Source organism: Fundidesulfovibrio terrae (assembly GCF_022808915.1).
Taxonomy (GTDB): Bacteria; Desulfobacterota; Desulfovibrionia; order Desulfovibrionales; family Desulfovibrionaceae; genus Fundidesulfovibrio; species Fundidesulfovibrio terrae.
Window position 1 is genome coordinate 19,670 of the sequence record NZ_JAKZFS010000007.1, and the last position, 25,298, is coordinate 44,967.

At 66.1% G+C, this 25,298-nt stretch carries 22 protein-coding genes; 11 read left to right on the top strand and 11 right to left on the bottom strand.

Features of this window, described 5'->3' with window-relative positions:
- Positions 1–46 precede the first annotated feature (46 nt).
- On the bottom strand, positions 47–1,321 hold the full coding sequence (locus tag ML540_RS17260) for a CgeB family protein (protein WP_243364474.1): 1,275 nt from the start codon (positions 1,319–1,321) through the stop codon (positions 47–49).
- Complete coding sequence (locus tag ML540_RS17265) at positions 1,318–2,544, bottom strand: glycosyltransferase family 9 protein (RefSeq protein WP_243364476.1); 1,227 nt, start codon at positions 2,542–2,544, stop codon at positions 1,318–1,320. Before ML540_RS17265 ends, ML540_RS17260 begins: the two co-directional genes overlap by 4 nt.
- Positions 2,545–2,623: 79 nt before the next feature.
- Here ML540_RS17265 and ML540_RS17270 point away from each other — a divergent pair, with 79 nt between their 5' ends.
- The 9 genes from ML540_RS17270 to ML540_RS17310 all read left to right on the top strand — a co-directional run bounded on the left by ML540_RS17270 (position 2,624) and on the right by ML540_RS17310 (position 10,680).
- The gene (locus ML540_RS17270; protein ID WP_243364477.1) at positions 2,624–3,301 is read left to right on the top strand and encodes a precorrin-2 dehydrogenase/sirohydrochlorin ferrochelatase family protein; all 678 of its coding nucleotides are present in this window, start codon (positions 2,624–2,626) and stop codon (positions 3,299–3,301) included.
- Positions 3,288–4,112 (top strand): cytochrome c biogenesis protein CcsA, encoded by an 825-nt coding sequence (ccsA, locus tag ML540_RS17275; RefSeq protein WP_243364479.1) that lies wholly within the window; start codon positions 3,288–3,290, stop codon positions 4,110–4,112. The genes ML540_RS17270 and ccsA overlap by 14 nt, the downstream gene beginning before the upstream one ends.
- A complete protein-coding gene (hemA, locus tag ML540_RS17280; protein ID WP_243364489.1) occupies positions 4,112–5,434 on the top strand; it encodes a glutamyl-tRNA reductase in 1,323 nt (440 codons plus the stop codon). The genes ccsA and hemA overlap by 1 nt, the downstream gene beginning before the upstream one ends.
- Positions 5,435–5,770, top strand: coding sequence for a hypothetical protein (locus ML540_RS17285; RefSeq protein WP_243364491.1), 336 nt, complete (start codon positions 5,435–5,437; stop codon positions 5,768–5,770).
- 9 nt (positions 5,771–5,779) lie between these two features.
- Entirely contained in the window at positions 5,780–6,187 is a 408-nt protein-coding gene (locus tag ML540_RS17290) for a bacteriohemerythrin (RefSeq protein ID WP_243364492.1), read from the top strand.
- A 22-nt stretch (positions 6,188–6,209) separates the two neighbouring features.
- Positions 6,210–7,244 (top strand): tRNA lysidine(34) synthetase TilS, encoded by a 1,035-nt coding sequence (gene tilS / locus ML540_RS17295; RefSeq protein ID WP_243364501.1) that lies wholly within the window; start codon positions 6,210–6,212, stop codon positions 7,242–7,244.
- 39 nt (positions 7,245–7,283) lie between these two features.
- Positions 7,284–7,955, top strand: coding sequence for an adenylate kinase (locus ML540_RS17300; RefSeq protein ID WP_243364511.1), 672 nt, complete (start codon positions 7,284–7,286; stop codon positions 7,953–7,955).
- A gap of 57 nt (positions 7,956–8,012) precedes the next feature.
- Positions 8,013–8,633: a uracil-DNA glycosylase gene (locus tag ML540_RS17305; RefSeq protein ID WP_243364521.1), complete on the top strand. Its 621-nt coding sequence runs from the start codon at positions 8,013–8,015 to the stop codon at positions 8,631–8,633.
- A gap of 229 nt (positions 8,634–8,862) precedes the next feature.
- Positions 8,863–10,680, top strand: coding sequence for a methyl-accepting chemotaxis protein (locus tag ML540_RS17310; RefSeq protein ID WP_243364523.1), 1,818 nt, complete (start codon positions 8,863–8,865; stop codon positions 10,678–10,680).
- Between the two features lie 266 nt (positions 10,681–10,946).
- Here ML540_RS17310 and rpsT read toward each other — a convergent pair whose 3' ends face one another.
- From rpsT to ML540_RS17355, 9 genes are all read right to left on the bottom strand, one after another.
- Positions 10,947–11,213 (bottom strand): 30S ribosomal protein S20, encoded by a 267-nt coding sequence (rpsT, locus tag ML540_RS17315; protein WP_243364524.1) that lies wholly within the window; start codon positions 11,211–11,213, stop codon positions 10,947–10,949.
- A 247-nt stretch (positions 11,214–11,460) separates the two neighbouring features.
- The gene (glyS, locus tag ML540_RS17320; RefSeq protein ID WP_243364525.1) at positions 11,461–13,545 is read right to left on the bottom strand and encodes a glycine--tRNA ligase subunit beta; all 2,085 of its coding nucleotides are present in this window, start codon (positions 13,543–13,545) and stop codon (positions 11,461–11,463) included.
- Between the two features lie 12 nt (positions 13,546–13,557).
- Complete coding sequence (gene glyQ / locus ML540_RS17325; RefSeq protein ID WP_243364526.1) at positions 13,558–14,427, bottom strand: glycine--tRNA ligase subunit alpha; 870 nt, start codon at positions 14,425–14,427, stop codon at positions 13,558–13,560.
- A gap of 24 nt (positions 14,428–14,451) precedes the next feature.
- Entirely contained in the window at positions 14,452–15,201 is a 750-nt protein-coding gene (gene recO, locus ML540_RS17330; protein WP_243364527.1) for a DNA repair protein RecO, read from the bottom strand.
- A 113-nt stretch (positions 15,202–15,314) separates the two neighbouring features.
- Positions 15,315–16,349, bottom strand: a complete 1,035-nt coding sequence (locus ML540_RS17335) for a helix-turn-helix domain-containing protein (RefSeq protein ID WP_243364528.1) — start codon at positions 16,347–16,349, stop codon at positions 15,315–15,317.
- Positions 16,350–16,372: 23 nt separating this feature from the next.
- Positions 16,373–17,320 (bottom strand): SurA N-terminal domain-containing protein, encoded by a 948-nt coding sequence (locus ML540_RS17340; protein WP_243364530.1) that lies wholly within the window; start codon positions 17,318–17,320, stop codon positions 16,373–16,375.
- 105 nt (positions 17,321–17,425) lie between these two features.
- The gene (locus tag ML540_RS17345) at positions 17,426–18,346 is read right to left on the bottom strand and encodes a peptidylprolyl isomerase (RefSeq protein WP_243364532.1); all 921 of its coding nucleotides are present in this window, start codon (positions 18,344–18,346) and stop codon (positions 17,426–17,428) included.
- Positions 18,343–21,786: a transcription-repair coupling factor gene (gene mfd / locus ML540_RS17350; protein WP_243364533.1), complete on the bottom strand. Its 3,444-nt coding sequence runs from the start codon at positions 21,784–21,786 to the stop codon at positions 18,343–18,345. The genes ML540_RS17345 and mfd overlap by 4 nt, the downstream gene beginning before the upstream one ends.
- 69 nt (positions 21,787–21,855) lie before the next feature.
- A complete protein-coding gene (locus ML540_RS17355; protein ID WP_243364534.1) occupies positions 21,856–22,332 on the bottom strand; it encodes a chemotaxis protein CheW in 477 nt (158 codons plus the stop codon).
- A 215-nt stretch (positions 22,333–22,547) separates the two neighbouring features.
- On the opposite strand from ML540_RS17355, the gene ML540_RS17360 reads away from it, so the two are divergent.
- Both ML540_RS17360 and ML540_RS17365 read left to right on the top strand, forming a co-directional pair.
- Positions 22,548–22,778 carry a hypothetical protein gene (locus ML540_RS17360; RefSeq protein ID WP_243364536.1) on the top strand — a complete coding sequence of 77 codons (231 nt, stop codon included), beginning with the start codon at positions 22,548–22,550 and terminating at the stop codon, positions 22,776–22,778.
- A gap of 296 nt (positions 22,779–23,074) precedes the next feature.
- Positions 23,075–25,294: a heavy metal translocating P-type ATPase gene (locus ML540_RS17365; protein ID WP_243364538.1), complete on the top strand. Its 2,220-nt coding sequence runs from the start codon at positions 23,075–23,077 to the stop codon at positions 25,292–25,294.
- The last annotated feature ends 4 nt before the right edge of the window (positions 25,295–25,298 follow it).

The following is a 25,298-nucleotide window of genomic DNA, read 5'->3' on the forward strand; positions in this document are numbered from 1 at the left end:
GGCGCAGTGCGGACGAATGTTTAACGGGGGCTTCGCGCCCCCGTCTTCATTCCGCCCTGGCGCCGTACTGCTTCTGCCACTCGTCCAGAAAGAGAATCGCCGTCTCCACGGGCGTCAGCTTGCCCGCCTTGGCCCGTAACGCCCAGACCAGATCCTTGAAGGGCGCGTCTTCGGTGAGTCCGAGCCCGGCCAGGAGCCCCCTGGCCTCTTCGCGGTAGGCTTCGGGCAGGGCCGCAAGCGCTCCCTGGCCCTCCCGCGGCGCGGGCCAGCCATCCAGGCGCTCTTCCAGAAAGGCGAGCAGGGTTTTCATGCGCGCCTGGTAGGTGTGCTCCTTGAGCGCCCGCTCCCTGGCCCTGCGGGCGTACGCCTCGCGCTCCTCCGGAGCGGCAAGGAAGCGCCGCACGCCGTCCTTCAGCCCCTCCATGGAGGTGAACGTGGCCAGTTCGTCCGGGGCGAACAGCTCCGGCAGAAGCGTCCGCTCGTCCACCAACTGGAAGGCCCCGCACATGGCCAGCTCGAAGGTGCGGGGGTTCACGAAATCGCCGCCGGACACCAGCTCCTTGGCCGAAACGCTCGAATGCAGGTTCAGGTTCACGCTGGTGGCGTTGAAAATCTTCACGCTGTCCTCGGAGGATATGCGCTCGCCGCCGCGCTGCACCAGCTGCGCCAGCACCTCGTCTCCCTCCCAGTCCGAACCCCAGATCTTAAGGCCAGTGCCCATGAGTTCCTTGAAGGCGGCCCGCCGGTTGGGGTAGCCCGCGCCCAAAAAGGCCACGTCCGCGCCGAAGACGCGCTTTTCCGCCGAGGTGAGCTCCAAGGGCTTGTGGAACTCAGGGTCGGCTGCAAGCGGCAGATACAGCCCGTTCTTCTGGCCGACCTCCCCGAGCTTGGAGAGCAGCGGCTCCTTCTGGATCACGGCGAAGGCGTCGTACTGGGCGGCGTAGCTCTCCCAGTAGGTGAAGAGCCTGAAATCCTCCACGAACCACATGACCGAGGGGATGCCCGCCTGCCTGAGGCGCTTGAGCACCTGCCGGGTCAGGGGGGCCTGGGCCATGGCCAGCACCAGATCGGGCTGGAAGGTCTCGGCCTTGCTCATGATGGCCTGGGCCACCACCTGCAAAAAGGCGTGCTCCAGGTAGTCCAACCGCTCGGTGGTGACGCGCAGATTCTTGAGCGCCGAGAAAGCGCCGAAAAAGTCCGGGGCCTCGAAAGTCTCGGCCACGTGGCCGAGCCCGGCCAGGGCCCGGGCGCAATACCGGCCTATGGGCAGCGAGCCGCCGTAGAGCGGCAGGACCACGAGCACGCGCAGGGGACGGTTCATAGGTGTTCACGCAACCCTTGAGGTTTATCCAGCATGAAATCGGGCTCTTCAACCAGACGTTCGGCCAGGTCCGGCGCAGGGGAGGCCGTCTGACCGGCCTCGATGCCCAGGTGGCGGCACAGGAACGAGCGCACCCGGGCGCGCTCGGCCGCCCCGGCGTCGGTTCCCGTGAAGGCTTTGCAGACTACGCCCAGCGCGTCCAGCTCCGTGCGGAATCCGATCATCCCGGCCGGGGGATCGCCCTTGGCCTTTTCGGCCACCAGGCGCAGGAACTCGCGGCGCTTGAACGGCTCCAGGCAGGCCTGCCCGCAGGGGCACGGCGCGGACTCCAGGCACGGCGTGCAGGGCAGCACCGCCTGCCAGACCGTGTGTCCGGCGCCGTAGGGGCCGGTCTCGTGGCACCAGGCCGAGGAGAGGAACGTGGCCGTCACCGGCACGCCCAGGTGGGCGGCCAGGTGCATGATGCCGGTGTCCGGGGTGAGCACGCGGTCCAGGCCGGACACCACGTCGGCAAGCTCGTCCCAGCCGGTCCTGCCGGTCAGGTCCACCACCATCTCGGCCACCCTGGCCGGAAGGCGCACCGTGAGCTCACGGGCGCAGGCGCGTTCCGCCGCCGTGCCCAGAAGGTAGATCTTCGGCGTCTTCGCGACCGGCACCATGGCCTGCACCACGGAAGCCAGCACCTCCGGGGGGAGCGAGCGCCGGGCGCTGCGTCCGGCCATGGCCACGCCGAGCCCGCCGCCCTTGGGCGCGGCGTTGGGGTTCACACCCGCGGTGTCGGCCATGGGCAGCGAGAATCCGGCCCAGAAGTCGGCCAGGTTGACCGCCGCCTGCCTGCGGTTCTTGGTCCAGCGAAAGGCCATAGCCGCCCAGGGGTCGCGCACGGGCTGTCCCGCGTCCAGGCGGTAGCCGCGCACCGCGTCCGGATCGAACAGGGCGCTCACCGCCAGGCTCATGCCCGCGAAATTGAGGTTGTAGACCCGGTGGAACCGGACCTCGGCGAGGGCGGCCAGGGTGGACTTCAGGGCCATGGGGTCGGGCTGCGAATGGGAGTTCACCGTATGGACGGTGACCCCGGGATAGACGAGGGCGGCAAGACGGGCCAAGGATGCGTCCACCAGCAGGTGGACGCCCAGGCCTTTCGCCTGCAGGCCCCTGACCAGGCGCTTGGTCTGGATCAGGTCCCCGAAGCGGGCCAGCTGCATGACCAGGACGGGCTTCATGGTCTTTTGGATTATCCCAAGGCCGGGGGGAAAGAAAGTGGCTTTGCGCGCGGGGCGGGATTTGTTATGGTGCCCGCCCATGCGATACTATCCCCTATTCGCGGACCTTACCCGCAAGCGCTGCCTCGTGGTCGGCGCTGGCGAGGTGGGCCGCCGCAAGATCGGCACCCTGGCCGCCTGCGGAGCCAGCGAAGTCCTGGTCCTGGACACCCGCGCCCCCGACGCCGACCTCCAGGAAACCCTGGCCCTGCCCGCCGTGACCTTCGAGCAGCGCTCCTTCGAGGACTCCGACCTGGACGGGCGTTTCCTGGTGATCGCCTCCACGTCCAACGAGGAGCTCAACTGGCGCATCAGCCGAGCCTGCGAGTCACGCGGCATCCTGTGCAACATCGTGGACCAGCCCGAGAAGTGCAGCTTCATCGTGCCGGCCCTGTTCACCCAGGGGGACCTCACCGTGGCCATCTCCACCGGCGGCGGCTCCCCGGCCCTGGCCCGCAAGATCCGCAAGGGCCTGGGCGATTTCCTGGGCTCGGAATACGGGGCGGTGCTTACGCTCATGAGCCGCCTGCGCCCCCAGGTGCTGGAGCTGGGCCTGGGTTCGCCCAAGAACGCCGTCATCTTCCGGGGGCTTCTGGACTCGGGGCTTCTGGAAGCCCTGGAGAGCAAGGATTCGGCCAAGGCGGCCGAGCTTCTGGCCGCGCACATCCCCACTGAACTGCATTCCCGCATCCCGGAGATTCTGGATGGGCTTTGCTGAGCTGATCCTCTACTTCGTGCTCGCCCTGTACCTCGTGGGCAGCGGCGGGCACATCTGCGGCATCCTCACCCGCAAGGAGCGCCCCCGGGCCCTGGGCGGCGTGGTCTCGGGCGCGGGCTTCGCCCTGCACGGGCTTTCCCTGGGGATCATGCTGGCCCAGACCCCGTCGCTGGCCCTTGCCAGCGGCGAGTTCTACCTGAGCCTGTTCTCCTGGAGCCTCCTGCTGGTTCTCTTCATCCTGTGGGTGAAGCTCAAGCTCTCGTTCCTGGGGCTCATCGCCACGCCCCTGGCCCTGGTGATCCTTTTGGGCTCCCAGGCGGTCACGGCGGCCCGCCTTCCCCTGCCTCCGGCCCTTGCCGGGCTCTTCTTCGGGCTGCACATCGGCACGCTCTTCGCCTCCATGGGGCTCATGGCCATGGCCTGCGCGGCCGGCATCGCCTATCTCAAGCTGGAAAAACGCATCAAATCCAAGGAAAAACTCACCGGCGTCTGGGCGTCGCTGCCGTCGCTGGACAAGCTGGACGCGGCCAACCGCCTGGCGGTGACCGTGGGGTTCCCGCTCTACACCATCGGACTCGTCTCCGGATTCCTCTGGGCCGGGATCACCTGGAAGCACTTCTTCTCCTGGGATCCCAAGGAAGTGGCGGCGGTGTTCGTGTGGCTCCTTTTCGCCTACCTGTTCCACCAGCGCATGGCCCTGGGCTGGCGCGGCAGGAAGACGGCGTGGCTGGCCATCTGGGTTTTCGGGCTGTGCCTGGCCTCGATGCTCGGGATCAACTTCTTCGTCAAGACGCACCATAGTTTCGCCTGATGCAGCACGACATCCATCTTTTCGGCCTGAACCACCGCACGGCCGGCGTCGAGGTGCGGGAATGCTTCGCCCTGTCCGACCAGGAGCGTTTCGAGGAGTGCGTTCTCTCCTTGGGGCGCGCCGTGGACGAGGTCATGGTGCTTTCCACCTGCAACCGCGTGGAGATACTGGTGGTTTCCCCACGCGGCTCGGGGGTTTCGGAAAAGGTTCTCGAATGCTGGGCGCGAGCCAGCGGCAGGCATTCGCCGGACCTGGCTCCCCACGTCTACGAACATCGCGGCCTGGAGGCCGTGGAGCACCTCTTCCAGGTGGCCTCGGGGCTGGACTCCATGGTGCTGGGCGAGCCGCAGATCCTGGGCCAGCTCAAGCAGGCGTACAAAGCCTCGGTGGACCGGGGCCAGGCCAAGGTGGTGGTCAACCGCCTGCTGCACAAGACATTTTCCGTGGCCAAGCGGGTGCGCACCGAGACCGGCATCGGCACCAGCGCCGTGTCCATCAGCTACGCCGCCGTGGAGCTGGCCAAGCGCATCTTCGGGGACATGGCCGACAAGAAGGCCATGCTCATAGGCGCAGGCGAGATGGCCGAGCTTGCCGCCACCCATCTGGTGGGCGCGGGCGTGCGTTCGCTGTGCGTGGTCAACCGCACCCTCTCGCGCGCCGAGGAGCTGGCCAAACGCTTCAAGGGCAAGGCCTACGCCTTCGCCGAGCTGATCGACCGGCTGCCCGAGGTGGACATCGTCATCACCTCCACCGGCTCCACCGAGCCCATCATCCGGGCGCGCGACATCAAGGACGTGCTGAAGAAGCGCAAGTACCGGCCCATGTTCTTCATCGACATCGCCGTGCCGCGCGACATCGACCCGGACATCAACAGCCTGGACAACATCTACCTCTACGACATCGACGACCTCAAGGAAGTGGTGGAGGAGAACAAGGCCCAGCGCCAGACCGAAGCCGAAAAGGCCCGGGAGATCGTCAAGAGCGAATCGATCAAATTCGGCCATTGGCTTGACTCGCTGGACCTGCAGCCCACCATCGTGGACCTTCTCTCGCGCGGCGAGGCGCTGGCCCGCAAGGAACTCAAGAGGACCCTCAAGCGCCTGGGGCCGGACTGTCCGGACGAGGTGCGGCTGGCCATGGAGACCCTGGCCCTGGCCGTGGCCCGCAAGCTCCACCACGATCCGCTGGTGTTCCTGAAGCGCCGCGCCCAGGAGGAATCCGGCGAGCGATTCCTGGACCTGGCCCGGCGCATGTTCAATCTCGACCAGGACACGGTGCCGCCAGACGCGCACCAGGACCGCAAACCAGGCTCGGAGGATTAGATGCGCGCCTACACCATCGACGAACTGAGCGACGAGGACGTCGTCCGGATCGAAGACCGCCTGACGCAGAAAGGCTGGACCGGATCCATAAAAGGCATGTACTATGTGCCCATCCCGGAGGAGTTCCTGGGGCCCGAGCAGCGCGAGCACCTGGAGTCGTGCGGGCCGTTCTTCCTGCCCCTGGAGACCGGCGACGGCTGGGTGCGCCTGGAGCTTCTGGTCAGGGCGCGCCAGATTCTGCGCTGCTCGTGCATCGCCTACGCCAACCCCGGCCTGCGCGAACACATGGTGGACATGATCGACAGCCTCATCCGGGATCTCGACATCGCCGTCTAGGAGTGCCCCATGGCCAAAGTCCAGTGGTCCGAAGAGCTTTCCGTAAACATCCAGGAAATCGACCTGCAGCACCGCCAGCTGGTGGCGCTCATCGCGGAGCTGGAAACGGCCCTGGCCGAGGGCCACGGCAAGGACGTCCTCGGAGGGGTCATCAAGGAGCTCAACGCCTACGTGCGTGAGCATTTCACCACCGAAGAGCGCCTGATGCGCAAGTACGGCTTCCCCGGCCTTCCGGCCCACGCAGCGCAGCACGAGGCGTTCATCGAAAAGCTCCTCCACGTGGAGCTCGACTACCTGGGCGGCAAGGCCGACCTCCCCGAAGACCTCTTCGACTACCTCATGGACTGGCTCAAAGTGCACGTCACCGGCTTCGACCAGCTCTACGCCAGCTACTTCCTGGAGCGGGGCCTCGTCTGATCCCATGCCGATCCCGGCGGGCTTGAGTGACCTGACTCCCTGGGGGGCGCGTCTGTGCCTGCGCACGGAAGCCTTCATCAGGGAACTGGGCCCGCAGGGCCTGGAAGGCGGCACGCTCGTGCTGGCCGTATCTGGCGGCCTGGACTCCACGGCCATGGCCGTGATCGCAAAGCTTCTCGCCCCCCGCCTGGGCGTTCGCCTGCGGGCCGCGCACCTAGACCACCTGCTTCGTCCGGAATCAGGCGGCGACGCCCTCTTCTGCCGCTCCCTCTGCGGGGAGCTGGGCATCCCCCTGGACGATGCCTCCCGGGACGTGAAGGCCCTTGCCGCCGATTGGAAGACCGGCATCGAGGACGCGGGACGCCGGGCGCGCTACGCCTGGCTCGAGGAAATCCGCCATAACGCCGGGGCCTGCGCCGTGAGCTGCGCCCATCATCTGGACGACCTGGCCGCGGACCAGCTCATGCGCCTGATCCGGGGGGCCGGCTGGCCCGCCCTGGGCGGCATGCCCGCCTGGGACCCGCGCAGGCATGTGCTGCGCCCCCTGCTCCTCACCCCCAAGGCGGACCTGCGCCGCCTGCTGGCGGAGTCCGGCCTGTCCTGGCGCGAGGACGCGAGCAACGCAGACCACGACTTTACCCGCAACCGGGTGCGCCTGAACATCCTTCCGCTCATGGCTCGTGAAAATCCGGACTATCTCGGCAGCGCGGCCGAGCTCTGGAGGCAGGCCAGGATGGACGAAAACCACTGGAATGAAGAGGTGTTGAAGGCCACACCACAGGCTGGAGGCCCAGGTTGGAGCTTTCTGGACGACGCCATCCTGCGGGCATCGAGCCAGGCCCTGCGGCTGCGCCTCTACAAGCGGGCCGTGGAGGCCCTGGGCCCCGGGCAACCCCTCTCCGCCGCCCTGCACGGCCTGGACGAAGCCTGGCGCAACCGTGCGACAGGAAAGCGCTTTCAGTTTCCGGGCGGCAAAGAGGCCCATGTGGAACGCGGCGGCATCCGCTTCCAACCCGGACCGGAACCCGGCGTTGACACTTCGGGGTCCGGGGGGTAGAGATTCCCGATTGTTATTTTTTATACAAGGAGGCGGCGCGTGAATATCCTGATCTTCGGGCCCAACGGCAGCGGTAAGGGAACCCAGGGTTCCCTGGTGAAAGACAAGTACAACCTGGCTCACATCGAGTCCGGCGGCATCTTCCGCGAGCACATCGGCGGCGGCACCGAGCTGGGCAAGAAGGCCAAGGCGTACATCGACCGCGGCGACCTCGTGCCCGACGACATCACCATCCCCATGGTGCTTGAGACCCTGAAGTCCAAGGGCGGCAGCGGCTGGCTCCTCGACGGCTTCCCCCGCAGCATCGTGCAGGCCCAGAAGCTCTGGGAAGCCCTGCAGGCCGCGAACGTGAAGCTCGACTACGTCATCGAGATCCTGCTGCCCCGCGAAGTGGCCAAGAACCGCATCATGGGCCGCCGCCTCTGCAAGAACGACAACAACCACCCCAACAATATCTTCATCGACGCCATCAAGCCCAACGGCGACAAGTGCCGGGTCTGCGGCGGCGATCTCTCCGCCCGCGCCGACGACCAGGACGAGGGCGCCATCGGCAAGCGCCACGACATCTACTACGACACCAAGACCGGCACCCTGGCCGCCGCCTACTTCTTCAAGGACCTGGCAGCCAAGGGCGTGAGCAAGTACATTGAACTGAACGGCGAAGGCTCCATCGGGGACATCAAGGACAAGCTGCTCTCTCAGCTGGCCTAGTTCCAAGCCATGCCATCACGGCCCCGGGGCTTTGCGCCCCGGGGCTTTTTTTAGGCCATGACCAAAACCGCCTCCATCGACGCCCTGCTCGCCCGCCTCGCGGCTGTCCCAGCCACCCGGTCCCTGGGAAACCCCTTCGCGGACTCGCGGCTCGCGGGCAATCTCAAGCTGTATCTGAATTTTCTCGCGGCGCGCCCCGCGCCCCTGGCCCTGATCGGCGAGGCCGCCGGACACCGGGGCTGTGCGCTTACCGGCATGCCCTTCACCAGCCCGGAAACCTTGCGCGACTGCCCGAACGCCTTCTTCGCCTCCCACCGGGAGCGGATGTTCCGCCAGGGGGAGATCTTTGAGCAGAGCGGGCGCTACGTGTGGGGCGTGGCCGACGCCCACGGCATCGTCCCGCTGCTCTGGAACGCCCTGCCCTTCCACCCGCACCAGCCCGGCAAGCCGCGCTCCAACCGCACGCCCACCAACGCCGAACTCGAGATGGGCGAGCCCTTCCTCACCGCCATTCTGGACATCTTCACGCCCAGCGCCGTAGTAGCCGTGGGCAAGAAGGCCGAGCAGTCCCTGCGCAAGCTCTACCCCGGTCTCGAGTTCACCACGGTGCGCCACCCGGCCATGGGCGGCAGCACGCTCTTCAAGGCCCAGATGGCCGCGATTCTGAAGACCTCCTGACACTTTCCACCGAGGCAGCCGAGCCTTCGCATCCTGTACGTCGGCGCGCATCTGCTCATGAGCGCGGCGCGCTTCGCCGTCGTCCCACACGCCTTCGCCTCCCCCAGGCCGCACTCTTCACGGCCGGAGAGAGGCTTCCGCGCGCACCTGTCCGGCATTTCCACTTCCGGCTTGGCACGGCATCCAGACTGTGTTCTAGAGAAAGGAGGACTGTTTCCCGGAGGTTCCCATGCTGCGTTCGTTGTCCATCTCCACCCGCATATACCTGTCGCTCCTTGGCCTTGCGTTCTTCCTGATAGCCACGGTAGGCGGATTCCTCTTCGGTGCGGACAGGATCCGCGATCTCATCCTCACAGAGGTCGGCGTGATGATGCTCGACGCCCAGAAAGCCAAAATCGAAGTGGCCACGCGGGGGGCGGCCGAAACCTTCGGACAGCTCTTGCAGTCCGTCCCCAAGGAGCAGCAGCTCGACTTCCTGCGCAAGGCCATCTCGACGTTCCGCTACGAAGAGGACAAATCCGGGTATCTCTTCATCAACGAAGGCAACACCATCCGGGTTCACCCGGTCAACGCGGCACTCCAGGGGAAGGACATGTCCGACGTCAAGGACAGGAACAACGTCTACTTCACCAACGAGATGCAGCAGAAAGCCAAGCAAGGCGGTGGATTCGTCGAATATACCTTCCCCAAGCCCGGCAAAGGAGACCAGCCCAAGCTGTCGTTCGCAACAACCATCCCGGACACTCCTTATTGGGTCGGAACAGGCGTGTACATCGACAACATCGACGCGGAAAAGGCCCGCATCGGGGATGTCATAACGAGTGTGATCCGAAAGAACACGACCACTGTTCTCGTCTGCGTCTGCCTCGCGATCCTGTTATTGGTTCTGCCATCCACCTATTTCGTCGTGCGCAGCATCACCCGGCCCATCGCGCTGGCCACCGACGCGGCGCAACAGGTGGCCGAGGGCAACTACGACATCCGCGTCGACGAGGCCGGGCGGGATGAAGCTTCCAAGCTCGCCCGGGCGCTGAACTCCATGTCAGGCACCCTGCGCGAAAGCATTGAAAAGATCACCGCTAAAACCCGGGAAGCGGAACAGAAGGCCGAGGCAGCCGAACTGGCCTCGCGCGAAGCCGAGGCGGCCAAGTGCCAGGCCGAGCAGGCCAAGAGCGAAGGCATGCTGCAGGCTGCCGGCCGCCTCGAGTCCATCGTGGGTGTGCTGGGCGCGGCCTCGGACCAGCTCACGGAACAGATCGAGAACTCGAACAGGGGAGCCCACTCCCAGGCGGACCGCATAGCGGAAACGGCCACGGCCATGGATGAGATGACCGCCACGGTCCTGGAGGTGGCCAAGAACGCGGCCATGGCCGCCGAGACGTCCGATTCGGCCCGGACCCAGGCGGAATCGGGGTCGCAAGTTGTCAGCGACGTGCTGGCGGGCATGAGACAGGTTCAGGCCCAGTCGGACCAGCTCAAGCAGGACATGCGCCAACTGGGCAAACAGGCCGAGGACATCGGACGGGTGCTCACTGTCATATCGGACATCGCGGACCAGACCAACCTGCTGGCCCTGAACGCGGCCATCGAAGCCGCCCGCGCAGGGGACGCGGGGCGCGGCTTCGCCGTGGTGGCCGACGAGGTGAGAAAGCTCGCCGAAAAGACCATGACCGCCACCCGCGAAGTGGGCGACGCCATCACCTCCATCCAGCAAAGCGCCAGGCGAAACGTGGAGAACGTGGAACGCTCCGTGGCCCTCATCGGCGACGCGGCCGGGCTCGCGGGAAAATCAGGCCAGGCGCTCAGTGAAATCGTCGGGCTGGTTGGATCGACCTCGGATCAGGTGCGCTCCATAGCCACCGCCTCCGAAGAACAGTCAGCCGCCAGCGAGGAGATCAGCCGCTCCATCGAGCAGGTGAACGCCATCTCCGCCGACACGTCGCGCATCATGAACGAAGCGGCCACGGCAGTGGCCGAACTGGCGGGACAGGCCCACAAGCTCCAGGAACTCATCCAGGACCTACAGCACGAAGCCGGTGGGACGTAGTGGAGATGACCTGGGGCTCCGCCCCAGACCCCGGCAGGGCTCCGCCCTGCACCCGCCAGGGGGATGATCCCGCCTTACCCCTCAATGAGCTTCGCGAGCTTTACCGGCATGCCGGTAAAGCTCGCGAAGCTATTGGTGATTCCAAAGGGACTTGTCCCTTTGGCCGCCGGAGGCATCATCCTCTTCCCTCCCCGGCATCCCGCAGGCAAAACGAAAAGCCCGCGCGGCCCAGGGCCGGCGGGCTTGGGAACAATCGTCCAGACCAGCTAGGCGCCGATCTTGTTGACGGCCAGATTCAGCCGGGAGACCTTGCGAGCGGCGGTCTTCCAGTGAATGATCTTCTTGGAGGCGGCGCTGTCGAGGACGGCGGTGGCTTCCTTCAGAGCGGCGGTGGCAGCGGCGGCGTCCTTCTGGTCGATGGCGGCGCGCACGGCCTTGATGACGTTCTTCACCTGGGTCTTAGCGGAACGGTTGCGGGCGCGGGCAACGAGGCTCTGACGGTGCCTTTTCAGCGCGGACTTATGATTGGCCAAGGGATCTCCCTCCTCAAAGCAAGTTCAAAGACGGACTTGATAGACGCGAACGCCAACCCTGTCAAGCATCCAGTTGGCAAAACGGCCATCAAACCGGCAATTCTCCATACGCTTCCGCATCCGGCCCGCGTCAACCATTCGCGCGATGCCGGACGTACCGGAAGCAAACCATACCCGATACGGGATTCCAAAGGGACTTTGTCCCGTTGGCCGCCGGAGGCCTCCCCCACGGCGAATCCCCTGCGCCCTACACCTGCAGCGCGGCGAAGTCCGCCAGGCGTCCCAGGCGGTCCACCAGCGATTTCAGCAGATTGAGGCGGCTCATCTTCAAGGTCTCGTCGTCGCACATCACCATGACGTTGTCGAAGAACGCGTCCACGGCCGGACGCAGTTCGCCAAGCAAACCGAACAGGGCGTCGAAGTCGTCGGCGGCCCACAGCTCCTCGAAGCGGGAGGCCGTGGCGGCCAGGGTGTCGGCCAAGGCCAATTCGGCAGGCTCAACCAGGGACGCCTTGTCCACGGAACCGGTCAGCGTGAGTTCGGCGGCCTGCTTGCGGATGATGTTGGCCGCGCGTTTGAAGGCCAGCACGGCCTGGTCAAAACCCACGCCCTCGCTGAAACGCACCAGGGCGGCCACGCGGGCGTCCAGAGCCCAGACGTCGGTGAAGCCCGCGCCCATGGCGGCTTCCACCACCTGCGGGCGCACGCCCTTGCCCTGGTACCAGGCCTTGAGGCGCGATCCGAAGAACTCCACCAGCTTGGTCTTTGCCTCGGCGGGGTTGAGCTTCCAGGCCACACCGGAGTAGCCCGCGAAAGCCGCGTCCACGAGGGCTTCCAGATTCAGGCGCAGGCCGTGCTCGATGACGGTACGGCAGATGCCCAGCACCTGGCGGCGCAGGGCGTAGGGGTCGGCCGCGCCGGTGGGGATCATCTCCAGGCCGAAGCATCCAGCCAGGGTGTCGATCTTGTCGGCGACGGACAGGAGCGCTCCGGCCAAGCTCGCGGGCACGGGGCTGTCGGGGCCGAGCGGCAGGTACTGCTCGGAAATGGCCTGGGCAACCTGCTCGTTCTCGCCCTTCTTGCGGGCGTAGACGCCACCCATGACGCCCTGGAGGTCGGCGAATTCACCCACCATCTCGGACACCAGATCGGCCTTGGAAAGCCGTCCGGCCTGGCAGAGGTCCAGCATGATGGAGGGGGCGGCCAGTTCGGCCAGCTTGCCGCACAGGGCCTCGATGCGCCGGGTCTTGCTCCCCATGGACCCGAGCGGAGCCAGGAAGGTGACGTTGTCGAGCTTGTTAAGCCAAGTGTCGAAGCTGGAGGCCAGATCGGTCTCCCAGAAGAAGCGGGCGTCCTCCAGGCGAGCCTTGAGCACGCGCTCCCAGCCCTTGCGCACCAGGGCCACGTCGGTGGGCTTGAGCCCTGCCGTGGTCAGGAAGTGCGGCAGCAGGCGGCCCTTGTCGTCCTCCACGCCGAAGCTCTTCTGGTGGCTCTCCATGCTGGTGAGCAGCACCTGCCTGGGCAGTTCGAGATAGCGCTTGTCGAAATTGCCCAGGATCACCAGCGGGTATTCCACCAGTCCGCAGACTTCCTCCAGCAAGCGCTCGCCGATGATGGCCCTGCCCCCGGCAGAGGCGGAGGCCTCCTCGCACTGCTTGACGATGGATGCGCGACGGACCTCGGGGTCCAGGGTCACGCAGCCCTTGCTCTCAAGAGTAGGGAAATAGTCGGCCACAGTGGCCAGTTCCCAGGGGCCGGCCCCCATGACCCGGTGGCCGTAGGTGGCGCGCCCGGAGGCCACGGTGGCCACCTCGAAGGGGATGACCTCGTTATCCAGCAAGGCCACGATCCAGCGGATGGGGCGGCCGAAGGTGTAGTCGAGGCTGCCCCAGTGCATCTTCTTGGGGAAGTTGAAGGACTTGAACACGGCGGCGCAGATGCCGGGCAGGAGCGCGGCGGCCTCGGTCCCGCCTGTGGCCTTGCGCACGGCGAGGTACTGGCCCTTTGGGGTGTCCACGGTGAACACGTCGGACATCTGCGCGCCCTGGCCCTTGGCGAACCCGAGGGCGGCAGGGGTGGGGTTGCCGGAGGCGTCGTAGGCGGCCTTCACGGGCGGACCGGTGACGACCTCTTCCTCGCGGCGCTGCACGGCGTCCAGACCTTCCACCAGCGCGGTCAGGCGGCGCGGGGTGGCCCAGGCCTTGACCTCGACGAATCCCAGTTTGTTCTGCTCCAGAAGCCCGGCGAGTCCCTGGCGCAGCTCCCCGGTGAGGGAGGCCAGGAAGCGCGAGGGCATTTCCTCGAAGCCGATTTCCAGTAGAAAGGCGGGCATGGATGGCGTCCTTTAGCTTTTGAGAAGGGGGTATTCCATGTCGCGGCGCTGGGCGGCGTAGAGCCGGGCAAGCGACGAGGCCAGGGCGCGCACGCGGGCGATGTAGCCGGTGCGTTCGGTGATGGAGATGGCCCCCCTGGCCTGGAGCATGTTGAAGGTATGCGAGCAGCGCAGGCAGTAGTCGTAGGCGGGCCAGGGAAGCCCCGCCTCGCACAGGCGCTTGCACTCGGCTTCGCAGGCGTTGAAGAAGGAAAGCAGCATGTCCGGGTCGGACAGCTCGAAATTATACTTGGAGTGCTCCACTTCGCCCTGGTGGTGCACCTGGCCGTAGGTGACCTTGTCGTTCCAGGAGAGGTCGTACACGGACTCCTTCTCCTGCAGGTACATGGAGATGCGCTCCAGGCCATAGGTGATCTCAACGGCCACCGGCGAGAGCTCGATGCCGCCGATCTGCTGGAAGTAGGTGAACTGCGTGACTTCCATGCCGTTCAGCCACACTTCCCAGCCGAGGCCGGAAGCGCCCAGGGTGGGGGATTCCCAGTCGTCCTCCACGAAGCGGATGTCGTGGGCCTCGGGGGGAACGCCCAGGGCGCGCAGGCTCTCCAGATAGAGGCTCTGCACGTTGTCGGGCGAAGGCTTCAGGATCACCTGGAACTGGTAGTAGTGCTGCAGGCGGTTGGGATTCTCGCCGTAACGCCCGTCGGTGGGGCGGCGGGAGGGCTCCACGTAGGCCACGCGCCAGGGCTCGGGGCCGATGACCCTAAAGAAGGTGGAGGGGTTGAAGGTCCCCGCGCCCACTTCAAGGTCGTAGGGCTGGACGATCAGGCACCCCTGCTTGGCCCAGTAGCTCTGCAGGGTGAGAATGACGTCTTGAAAGTGCATGAGAACTCCTCGGAGTAAAAGGCGTCAGATGCGCCTAAACGAGCCGTGGTCCCAGGTCAAGCCCAGGTGATACTCCACGAACAGGTCCAGGGCGCGCCCGCACTCCATGCGGGCCTGCCCGGTCACGGGGATGTCCGCCCATCCGGCGGGGGGAAGCACGGACACCGCCCGCAGCACGAGAAGCGCCTCGCGCCCGAGATGGACGCTGGCCCCGTGTCCCCAGCGGCGGCAGTCCATGCAGTGCAGCCTTCCCTGCTCCACCAGGAGCTGCGCGTCACCCGAGGCCGTCAGGTCGACTCCGCAGCGGGCGCAGGCGTCGAGCTGAAGGGCGAATCCCTGGTCGAAGGCCATGCGCGCCCGGAAATACAGCGGCATCATCCGCGGCGGTTCCTCGCTCTCCTCCAGGGCGGCCAGGGTTTCCAGGAGCAGGCTGAAGGCGGCATCGGACCCGGACGGCCCCAGGTGGGCCGCCTCGAGAAACTTCACGCAGTTTACGGCCATGCCCAGGCGCTCGGTGTCCTGGCGCAGCCTGGGGTGGGAGGCGATGAGCGAGCCTTCCAGCAGGTAGGTGTAGCCCTTGGCCGAATCGGTGCGCACCTTGAAGGCCACCAGGTTGAACGGGTCCAGGCAGCCCAAAAAGCGGCGGCGGCTCACGGAGCCGCCGAACGCGAAGGCATTGAATATTCCCTTGCGGGGCGAGAACAGGCGTACCCAGGCATCGACTTCGCGGAAGCGTCCGACCTTGAGCACCAGGGCTTTTTCGGTGGACTCCATGGGGACCCGGTGTGGCATTCCTGGGAGGCGCGACGGCCTCATCCAGGAACGAGTTCATGATTTACGCGTGTCAGGCCGGAAATCCGCGCAAGCGAACTCCCGCAGGAGCACGGCTAGGGGAACTGGATGCTGCGCCCCTCCGCCTTGCCGCCTTCCAGCGGATAGGCCTTGCCGTTCAGCTTCACGTCAACCGAAGGGGCCTGCTGGAAGCGCACGCCCACCTTGTCATCGAAGCGTAGGGTGAGGCGCTGGCCCTTCACCAGGGTGAAGGAGCGCTTCTGGCCGTCCTCGGTTGAAACCTCGAGGGTGGCCGGCTGGCTGGCGTTGATCTCCACCACCTGCTTGCCGCTTGCGGCGAACTGGGCCTCGGCGGCCAGCTTCTCCGGGGTGATGTCCTGGTCGGCTGACGGCTGCTGCGCCGGGGCGGGAGCGGGCTTCACGCCGCCGGACCCCGGAGTGGTGGCCAACAGGTCGCGAGGGACGAGCGGAGCCGGTTCCGGCGCGGAGGCCTGGGCGGGCTCGGGCTTGGCCTCCGGCTTGGATTCGGCCTTGGGCTCGGGCTTGGGCTCAGGCTTTGCGGGCGCGGACTTGGCGTCCGTCTTGCCCTGCTGGGCCTTGGACGGCTGGGGTGCTTCGGGGGCCTGGCTCTCCAGTTTGGATTTCAGGAACCCGGTCATCTCCTCGATGTTGAAGCTCTTGCCGGCGCTTGAGAAGAAAAAGTACCAGACCAAGCCGCCGAAGACGAGCAGCAGGGGCAGTCCAAGCCACAAGGAGGGCCTGAACCCGGAGGAGCCGGACGACGCCCCCATGGACGATCCGCGATCGCGGCGTTCCTTGCGGGGTTTGATGGCGGCCACGGGCTCGCGGATCTCCGTCCGGTGGGTCTCCCGGAGCTGGTCGTCGTCCACGGCGTAATGATTGGAGAGCACCGCACCCATCTCCTCGGGGTCGAGACCGAGCAGGCGGGCGTAGTTCTTGACGAAGCCCTTGGCGTAGACCGGATGGGGCAAATCCTTGGTGTAGCCTTCCTCGAGCGCGACCAGGTACTTCTTGCTGATCTTGATCTCGGTGGCGGCCTTCTCCAGGCTTATCCCTTGGCGTTCCCGCTCTTGGCGCAAAAGAGCGCCCATTTCCTCGAGGGTCATCATGTACCTTCCGAAGGTGAGACGAATCAGAGGTTCACTTTGATGACGGACTTGGCGCGCAGCTTGTCCATGTATTCGGTGAACTGTTTCTCGAGTTTTTCACGATAAAGGCGCTCGTAAATGGAGTCCTTCACGGCCTCGAAATCCGGAGCGCCGCCGGATTTGGCAGCGGCCTGTCCGGAGTCGCCCCCGATGGTGAGCAGCACGGGCTTGCCGTCGAGCAGCACGGGCTCGCTCACCCCGCCGGGTTTCACGTTTTCCAGGGCCTGGCGCAGTTCGGGGGCCAGGTCCTTGAGTTCGACCTTGCCCAGGTCGCCGCCCTGGTCCGCGCCGGGCCCGATGGAGAACTTGCGGGCGGCATCGGGAAAGGCGATCTGGCCGGAGAGGATGCGCTGCCTGAGCGCTTTGGCCTCGTCCATCTTGGCGACCATGATCAGGCCGATACGCTGTCCCGATTCGACTCGCAGGGACCCCTTGTTGGCGTCGTAGAAGCTCTTGATCTCATCCTCGGTCACCACGACCTTGCGCTGCACCATGTAACCCAGGATCTGCTTCTTGAGCATGTCCTTCTTGAGGCTCTCGGCCAGCTGCTTGCGGGTCAGTCCTTCGACCCTGAGCTGCTGGGTGAAGTTCTCCTCGCTCAGGCCAGCCTTTTCACGCATCTCTCGGATACGCGAATCCACCTCGGTGTCCGAGATGTTGACCTTGAGCCGGACACCTTCCTGCTTGAGCAGGATGTCCTCGATCATGGTGCGCAGGATGCGATCCTGGATCTCCTTGAAGCCCGGGCTATCCGGGTTGTAAGCCTTTTTTTCGACCTGCGTGATGTAACCACGCACCCTTTCATTGAGGTCGAACAGGGTGATCATCTCACCGTTGACCTGGGCCACGATCTTGTCCACCACCTGTTGGGCGGCGAAGGACGAGGTGGCCAAGGAAAGAAACACGGCTGCGGCAATGATGAATCGGGACACGGCGGACAATGGCATCCTCCACGGAGGCGGGTTGGCGGGCAACGCCCGGCCTTACGGCGAGGCCCTTGTATGCGCTTTTTTGAAACCTTGCAACGAAACCCGTGATCAGGGCTTCGCTTTTTCGGGAACAAGCCCCGGACTGATGGCGATTACCGACCGTTCCAGGGCCTGGGCCAGCCAGAGGGAGAACTCCTGGGCGAGTTTGGCTTCCGACAGGCGCTTTTCCACCAGCGGGTAGACCTGCACGAGCCCTTCCACCTTGGACTCGGAGCGCTCCAGCACAAGATAGGCCTGGAAGCCCATCCCCCCCTGCGTCACCGGGCTCGCCTGCCCGGGCTGGACGCCCTTGAGCATTTCGCGCGTCCGGACTGGGAGCGATTCCTCGGGCAGGGCCTGGATGTCCATGGCCACGTCCTCGAACACGGTGAGCATGCCGGCCGGATCCGGGGCCTTCCTGGCGGAGTCCAGGGCCTTCTTCAGGGCGTCGGCGGTCTTGGACTCAACCTTGATATAGCGCACCCGGGCAGGCTGGGCGAATTCCTGGGCGTGGGTCTTGTAGTATTGCTGCACCTCCCAGGAGGCGATGGAGACCCTGGGCCGGAGCACGCGCGCCACGAAGACGTCCATGCCCACCCTGGCCCGCAGCCGTTCACGCCAGACGTCCAGGTCCAGCCCCTCTTCCCGGAGGGTTTCCTCGAAGGTGCGGCCAGGATACCCGGCGCGTACCGCGGTTTCGGCGTTCTTGAGATCGGCCTCGCCCACCTCGATGCCGCGCTTTTCCAGTTCCTGGAAGACCAGTTCCTCCACGATGAGCCCGGCCAGGGTTTCGCCGTACTCATCCCGGAGGCGTGACATGGCCTCGCCCGGCACGGCCGAGGCGGTGGACACCTTGAGGCCCTGGGCGAACTCCAGGATCTTCAGGTCGATGGGCTTTCCGTTGACTTTGGCCGCCAGCCCCTTTTCCAGGGGGTCGTCCTGGCAGGCCGAGAGGCACAGCGCCATCAGAAGTGCAAGAACGAACTTCATGCGACCAGCTTGGCCAGTTCGGCCGTGGCCTGTTCCAGGGCCTTGCGCAGCGGCGCACCCTGGTCGAGCCTGAATTCCAGTTTGGCGGGGGGCAGGAGCTTGGCCTGGGGCTGCCTGGGAGTGATCCAGGCGATGAGCGCCTCGGGCGACACGGCCTTGGCCCCCTCGTCCCAGGTGAGGGCCACCTTGGCGGCGTGGATGTCCGCCCGGCGCACGCCGAGCTTGGTGAGCACGCGCTTCAAGGCCAGCACGGCGGCGAAGTTCTCCAGCTCCTCAGGGGCATGGCCGAAGCGGTCCTTGATGTCGGCCATGGCCTCGGCCAGTCCGGCCTCGGTCTGGGCCGCTGTGAGGTTTTTATAGAGGCGCAGTCGCTCCTTGGAGTCGGGCACGTACTGCTCAGGGATGCGCGCGGGCACGCTCAGGTTGAGTTCGGTCTCCACCTCTTCACGGGCGGGCTCGCCCTTGACCCGGCGCACTTCCTCGTCGAGCATTTCCAGGAACAGGTCCAGGCCGATCTTGGCGATGTGCCCGGACTGGGCCTCGCCCAGGATGTTGCCAGCGCCGCGCAGGCGCAGATCCTCCATGGCGATCTGGAAGCCCGCGCCCAGGTAGTCCATGTCCAGGATGACCTGGAGGCGCTTGCGGGCAAGCTCTGGGATGTGGTCGATGGAGGGCACCACGAAATAGGCGTAGGCTTGGCGGTCCGAGCGCCCCACTCGGCCGCGCAGCTGGTAGAGCTGTCCCAGCCCGAACATCTGGGCGTTGTCCACGATGAGGGTATTGGCGCGGGGGAAGTCCAGGCCGGACTCGATGATGGCCGTGCACACCAGCACGTCGATCTCGCCGTGCCAGAACTTGTGCATGGACTCTTCCAGCTCCTTCTCGTTCATCTGGCCGTGGGCAACGGCGATGCGCGCGCCCGGGGCCAGCTTGCGCACGAAGTCCGTCACCTGGGGCAGGCTCTGCACCCGGTTGTGCACCCAGAACACCTGGCCCTCTCGTTCGAGCTCCCGGGCCACGATGTTGGCCAGCATGCGCTCGTCGCGGTCCACCAGGGCGGTGTCCACGGCCTTGCGGTCGGCGGGCGGAGTCTCCATGACCGAGAGCCCCCGGATGCCCGAGAGCGAGAGCTGGAGCGTGCGCGGGATGGGCGTGGCCGAGAGCGTGAGCGCGTCCACGTTCATCTTGAGGGCCTTGAGCTTCTCCTTGTGCTTGACCCCGAAGCGCTGCTCCTCGTCCAGGATGATGAGCCCCAGGCGGGGAAAGCTCACGTCCTTGGAGAGCATGCGGTGGGTGCCGATCAGGATGTCCAGCTCGCCCTTGGCCGCGGCCGCCGTGACCATCTTGGCCCGTTTGGGGGGCACGAAGCGTGAGAGCATGCCCACATTGACGGGGAACCCCTCCAGGCGTTTCATGAAATTCTGGTAGTGCTGCTCGGCCAGGACCGTGGTGGGGCACAACAGGGCCACCTGCTTGCCGTCCAGCACGGCGCGGAAGGCGGCGCGCATGGCCACCTCCGTCTTGCCGAAGCCCACATCGCCGCAGACCAGGCGGTCCATGGGCTCGGGGCGCTCCATGTCATCGAGCACTTCCGAAATGGCCCGCTCCTGGTCCGGGGTCTCCTCGAAGCCGAAGGTGGCCTCGAACTCCCAGTAGAGCTCGCTCACCGGCCCGTAGGCGTAGCCCTTGGCCACGCGGCGGTAGGCGTACATCTCCACCAAATCCTGGGCGATCTTCTCGATGGCCTTCTTGGCCTTCTCGCGGCTGGACTTCCAGCGCGTGCCGCCCAGGCGGTCAAGCGACGGATCCGTGCCCTCGGGGCCCTTGTAGCGCTGCACCAGGCTCAGGCGGTCCACGGGCAGGTAGAGCTTGTCCCCGCCATCGAAGACGAGCAGCAGGTAGTCGTTGGCGGCCTGGTCAACTGAGAGGCGCGAGAGTCCCTCGAAGCGGGCCAGGCCGTAGTCGCGGTGCACCAGAAGGTCGCCGGGATTGACGTCGTCGAAGGCGGTCATGCCCTTGAAGCCCTTTTCGGGCTTGGGGCGCGCGGACGCGGTGCTGCCCGGCTGGATGACGTCCTCGGGCAGGATGAGGCAGTTGTTCCAGCCGAGTTCCATGCCCCGGCGCAACGGCGAGATGAGGGCGTGCAGGCCGGGCTTGCCGGTGGCCGGATCCTGGGTGAGGGTGATGCCCTCGTGCTCGCAAAGCTTCAGGAACTTTCGCCGCGACTGCTTGGAATGGAAGGACAGAAGCACCTGGCGGCGCTCCTCCTCCCACTGCTTCATGGCCGCGACCAGGGTGCTCCAGGGGCGGCGGCCCTCGTCGGGGCGCCAGAAGAGGTCCTGGAAGTTCTCGATCTTGCGCTCGGGCAGGTCCTGGCCGTGCTTTTCGTGACCGATTACCATGTCCTCGAACACGATCTGCGGCTTGCCCTGCCAGGCTCGCCGGGCCATGGCCTCAGGCCAGAGGACCTGGTGGCGGGGCCAGGACACGCCATGGGAGGAGGAAAGCTTTTCGAACTCCGTCACCCAGCCGAATTCCTGCTCCTCCAGGCGGGGGCGCAGGCTGGTGGACTGGGCCAGCACGAACACCGCATCCTTGGGCAGCCAGCTCTCCAGGGTGGCGGGGGCGTCGTAGAAGAGCCCGGGCCAGATGTTGCCGTCGCCCTTGATGAGCATGTCCTCCAGGTGGGCCTGGGTGGCGCGGCTGAGTTCGCCGGTCTGGGCAAGCTTGGCCCAGACAGCCCTGGCGCGAGAGAGGAACGGCTCGGCCAGGATGGCCGGAGCCACGGGCAGGATGGACACCTCGCGGATGTCGGCCAGCGACCGCTGGCTGGCAGCGTCGAAGAGGCGGATGTTCTCCACAGTGTCGCCGAAAAACTCCAGGCGCACGGGGTGGTCGTAACCCGGCGGGAAGATGTCCATGAGGTCGCCGCGCAGGGCCAGGTCGCCCAACTGGGAGGCCATGCCCATGCGGCGGTACCCCCAGGCGGCGGCCTGCTCCAGGATCATCTCGGGCGAGAGGTCCTCCCCCGCCCGGATGTCCAGGATGTTGTGCTCCAGGGCCTGCAAGGGCGGCCACTTGGGCAGCAGGTTCTCCACGCTCATGCACAGAATCTTGGGTCTGGAAGAGTCGGCGCAGGCGTGCAGGAAGGCCCAGCGCTTGGCCCAGGAGGCCTGGCCGGGCAGTCCCGGCATGTAGGACGGCAGGGCTGCCCAGGGCTTCAGTACGGCCGGTTCATCCGATGCGGGGAAAAAAAGATGCAGAAGCGCCGAGATCTGGGCCAGGTCGGCGGCGCCCGGGGTCACCAGGACCACGGTGCGCCCCTTGGCCAGCATGTCGCGGCACAAGGTCACAAGGCTGCCCGGCCCGCTCTTGTAGACGCTTACGGACTGGGTTCTGCCGGAGAGGATGTCGTGGACGGGGTTTATCTGGATGGCCATGGGCCTAACGTGGAAAAGCCGCCGGGCCGTTTCGGCCCGGCGGCGTCGGGTTCGGGTTGCGCACCGGTTCTAGACGCCGGTGAGGGACTCCTTCTCCTCGTGGGAGAGCAGGCGGTCCAGGTCGAGTAGGATGAGCAGGCGGTCTTCCAGCTTGCCCACGCCGCTGATATATTCGGACTCCATGCCCGAGACCACCGGCGGAGGCGGCTCCACCGTGCTCGAAGGAATCCGCAGCACCTCGGAGACCGAATCGACGACGAAACCGACGATCATGTTGTTGATCTCGATGACGATGATCCGGGTATGCTTATCGTGCCCACGCGCAGAAAGCCCGAAACGCCTGCGCAGGTCGATGATGGGGATGACCTTGCCGCGAAGATTGATGACACCCTCGACGAATTCGGGGGCTCGCGGCACCTTGGTGATCTCCATCATGCGGATGATCTCCTGTACCTTGAGGATGTCGACCCCGAACTCCTCTTCGCCGATGCTGAAAGTCACCAGCTGCATGAGTTCAGCGTCTTGTTTCTTCAAAACCTCGTCCATCCTGGGTTCCTCCCGGACAGGTCGTTGAGTTCCCGCGGCACGGGGCATTCCGCGGGAACATGGAAGGTCTATTTCGTAACCGGATTTCCAGGCAGTGGCAACCGCCTATTTCATACCTGATCTGAACACCTTGACCCAATATGCATACTTGCAAAAATTTCATGCTTGCTACATGGTGGCGCGCCGGATGCTTCCGGCGGAGGCGCCCTGACGGTATGGGACAGTACTTTCCCGAGAATGATCGATTCCCATTGGAAGAACAGGTCAAGACCCTAGCCGACGACGAACTGCTCGACTTCTGGGAGGAAGCCCAATTCCTCGACCGCCCGTTCGCCGAAGAATCGGCCCCCGTGCCGGTGAACCAACTCGAGTACGAGCGCATCATCCTGCAGGAGCTCATGCTGCGATCCTGTATCCGCGGCGCGGGCACCGAAGGCATCCGGTAGCCCCGCGCGTTTCGCGACGCCACGCACATTTTTCAAGCCCGGCCCAGGCCGGGCTTTTTCTTTCCATTCGGCTGCGAAGCCCCCTTGCTCGGCCCGGCCCTTCTCACCGACACCTCGCCCACCGATCGCCGACCACGCCCCCTTCCAGAATACCCTCCTTGGGATTGACTCGCGAGCGCCGAGGGATTACCCAAGAAACACATTGAGAATGACTTTCATTTTTATCGAAACACCAGACAGAATTCCCCCGGCTGCTGACACTGCCGGGGGACCTGGCCGGCCATCAGGAAGTACGCATGAATGCACCGGACAAGATGACGTTCTCGGTACCTGAAATGGATTGCATGGAGGAGGCCGCGCTCCTCAAGAGGGCGCTCGCCCCGCTGGTGCAGGATGAGGACCGCCTGGACTTCGACTTCATCGGGCGGCGCATGACCGTGAACCTGGACGGGTTGGACGTGTCCCGGGAGCGCATCCTGGCGGCCGTGGCCTCCACGGGTCTTGCCGCATCGGAACAGTCCGGGACCGGCGGCGGGATGCTCGACGGCTGCTCCTGTTGCGGCGGGTCGTGCTCCACCGGGAGCCAGAAGCAAAGCTACCTCCGCCGCAACCGGCGGGCCATCGCCTGCGCGGCCAGCGGAACGGCCTGGATCGCCGGGCTTGTCACCGCCGCCGTCGCCGGAGGATCGTTCCTGGCCGCCTTCCGCGAAGGCGCGAACGCTCCGGCCGCCTCCATGGCCTTCTGGTTGTTCGCGGCCCTGGCGGGCATGTGGCACGTGCTGCCCCGCGCCTGGGCGTCACTCAAAACTCTCCGCCCGGACATGAACCTGCTCATGGTGGCGGCGGCGGTAGGGGCCATGGCCCTTGGCGACTACTCCGAGGGCGCGTCCGTGGCCTTCCTCTTCGCCCTGGCCAACGAGCTGGAATCCTGGAGCATGGGCCGGGCGCGCCGGGCCATCCAGTCCCTGGCGGACATCACGCCGGCCACGGCCCTGGTGCTCGAGCCGCTCATGCTCACCCCGGTTCAGAAGCGAGTTGAGGAGGTGGCCGTGGGCGCGACGGTGCTGGTGCGCCCGGGCGACAAGGTCCCGCTGGACGGCGTTGTGCGCAAGGGGGCCTCGGCCGTGGACCAGTCGCCCATCACCGGCGAATCCATGCCCGTGCCCAAGGGGCCGGGCGACGCGGTCTACGCCGGCACCATCAACGCCGAGGGAGCCCTGGAGGTCGAGACCACCAGGCCCGCCTCGGACACCACCCTCGCCCGCATCATGCACATGGTGGAGGCCGCCCAGTCCCGCCGGGCCAAGGCCGTGCAATGGGTGGACAGATTCGCCGTGGTCTACACCCCGGCCATGATCGGCTTGTCGCTTCTGGTGGCCGTGATCCCCCCGCTCCTTTTCGGTGGCGCGTGGGCCCAGTGGTTCTACCAAGCCCTGGTGGTGCTGGTGATCTCCTGCCCGTGCGCCCTGGTGATCTCCACGCCCGTGAGCGTGGTGGCCGCCCTGGCCTCGGCCGCGCGCAACGGCGTGCTGGTCAAGGGCGGGGCCTACCTGGAAGCGCCCGCCTCCGTGACCGCCGTGGCCCTGGACAAGACCGGCACCCTGACACTCGGCCGGCCCTCGGTCACGGCCATGGAGGCGTTCGGGAAGGTCTCCGCGCGGGAGCTCCTGGCTGCGGCGGCGGCCCTGGAATCCCGCAGCAGCCACCCCCTGGCCGGGGCCGTGCTGGCCCACGCCCGGCGCGAGAGCGTCGAACCTCCCGTGGTGGAGGACGCCCGGGCCATACCGGGCCTGGGCGCGCAAGGGCTCATCGGCGGGGTGCTCCACTTCGTGGGCAACGCGCGGCTCCTGCGCGAGCAGTCGCCCGCCCTCCTCACGCCGGAGTTGGCCGGGCGCTTCGAAAAATGCGCCGGCGAGGCGGCGGCCGCAGTGGCGGTCTGGAACGAGTCGGGCGTACTCGGCATCCTCACGATCGAGGACAAGGTGCGCCCGGAAGCCCCGGCCGCAGTGGCCGAACTGCTGAAACTGGGAGTCGAGCGCGTCGTGATGCTCACCGGCGACAACGAAGCGGCGGCCCAAACCATGGCGCGCCGCACCGGCGTCACCGGCTACGAGGCGGACCTCTTGCCCCAGGACAAGACCCGCATCGTGTCCGAGATGGCGGAAGGCGGCGTCAAGGTGGCCATGGTGGGCGACGGCGTCAACGACGCCCCTGCCCTGGCGGCATCGAACCTGGGCGTGGCCATGGGCTCCATCGGCACCGGCGTGGCCATCGAGACCGCCGACGTGGCCCTCATGTCCGACGATCTGTCCAAGCTGCCCTGGCTGATCCGCCACTCGCGCCGCACGCTTGGCACCATCAAGTGCAACATCGGCTTCGCGCTGGGGCTCAAGGCGCTCTTCCTGGCGATGGCATTTCTGCAGCTGGCCACCCTCTGGATGGCCATCCTGGCCGACATGGGGGCGTCGCTCATCGTGATCTTCAACGGACTGCGCCTGCTGCGCATCCGCAAATGAAGCC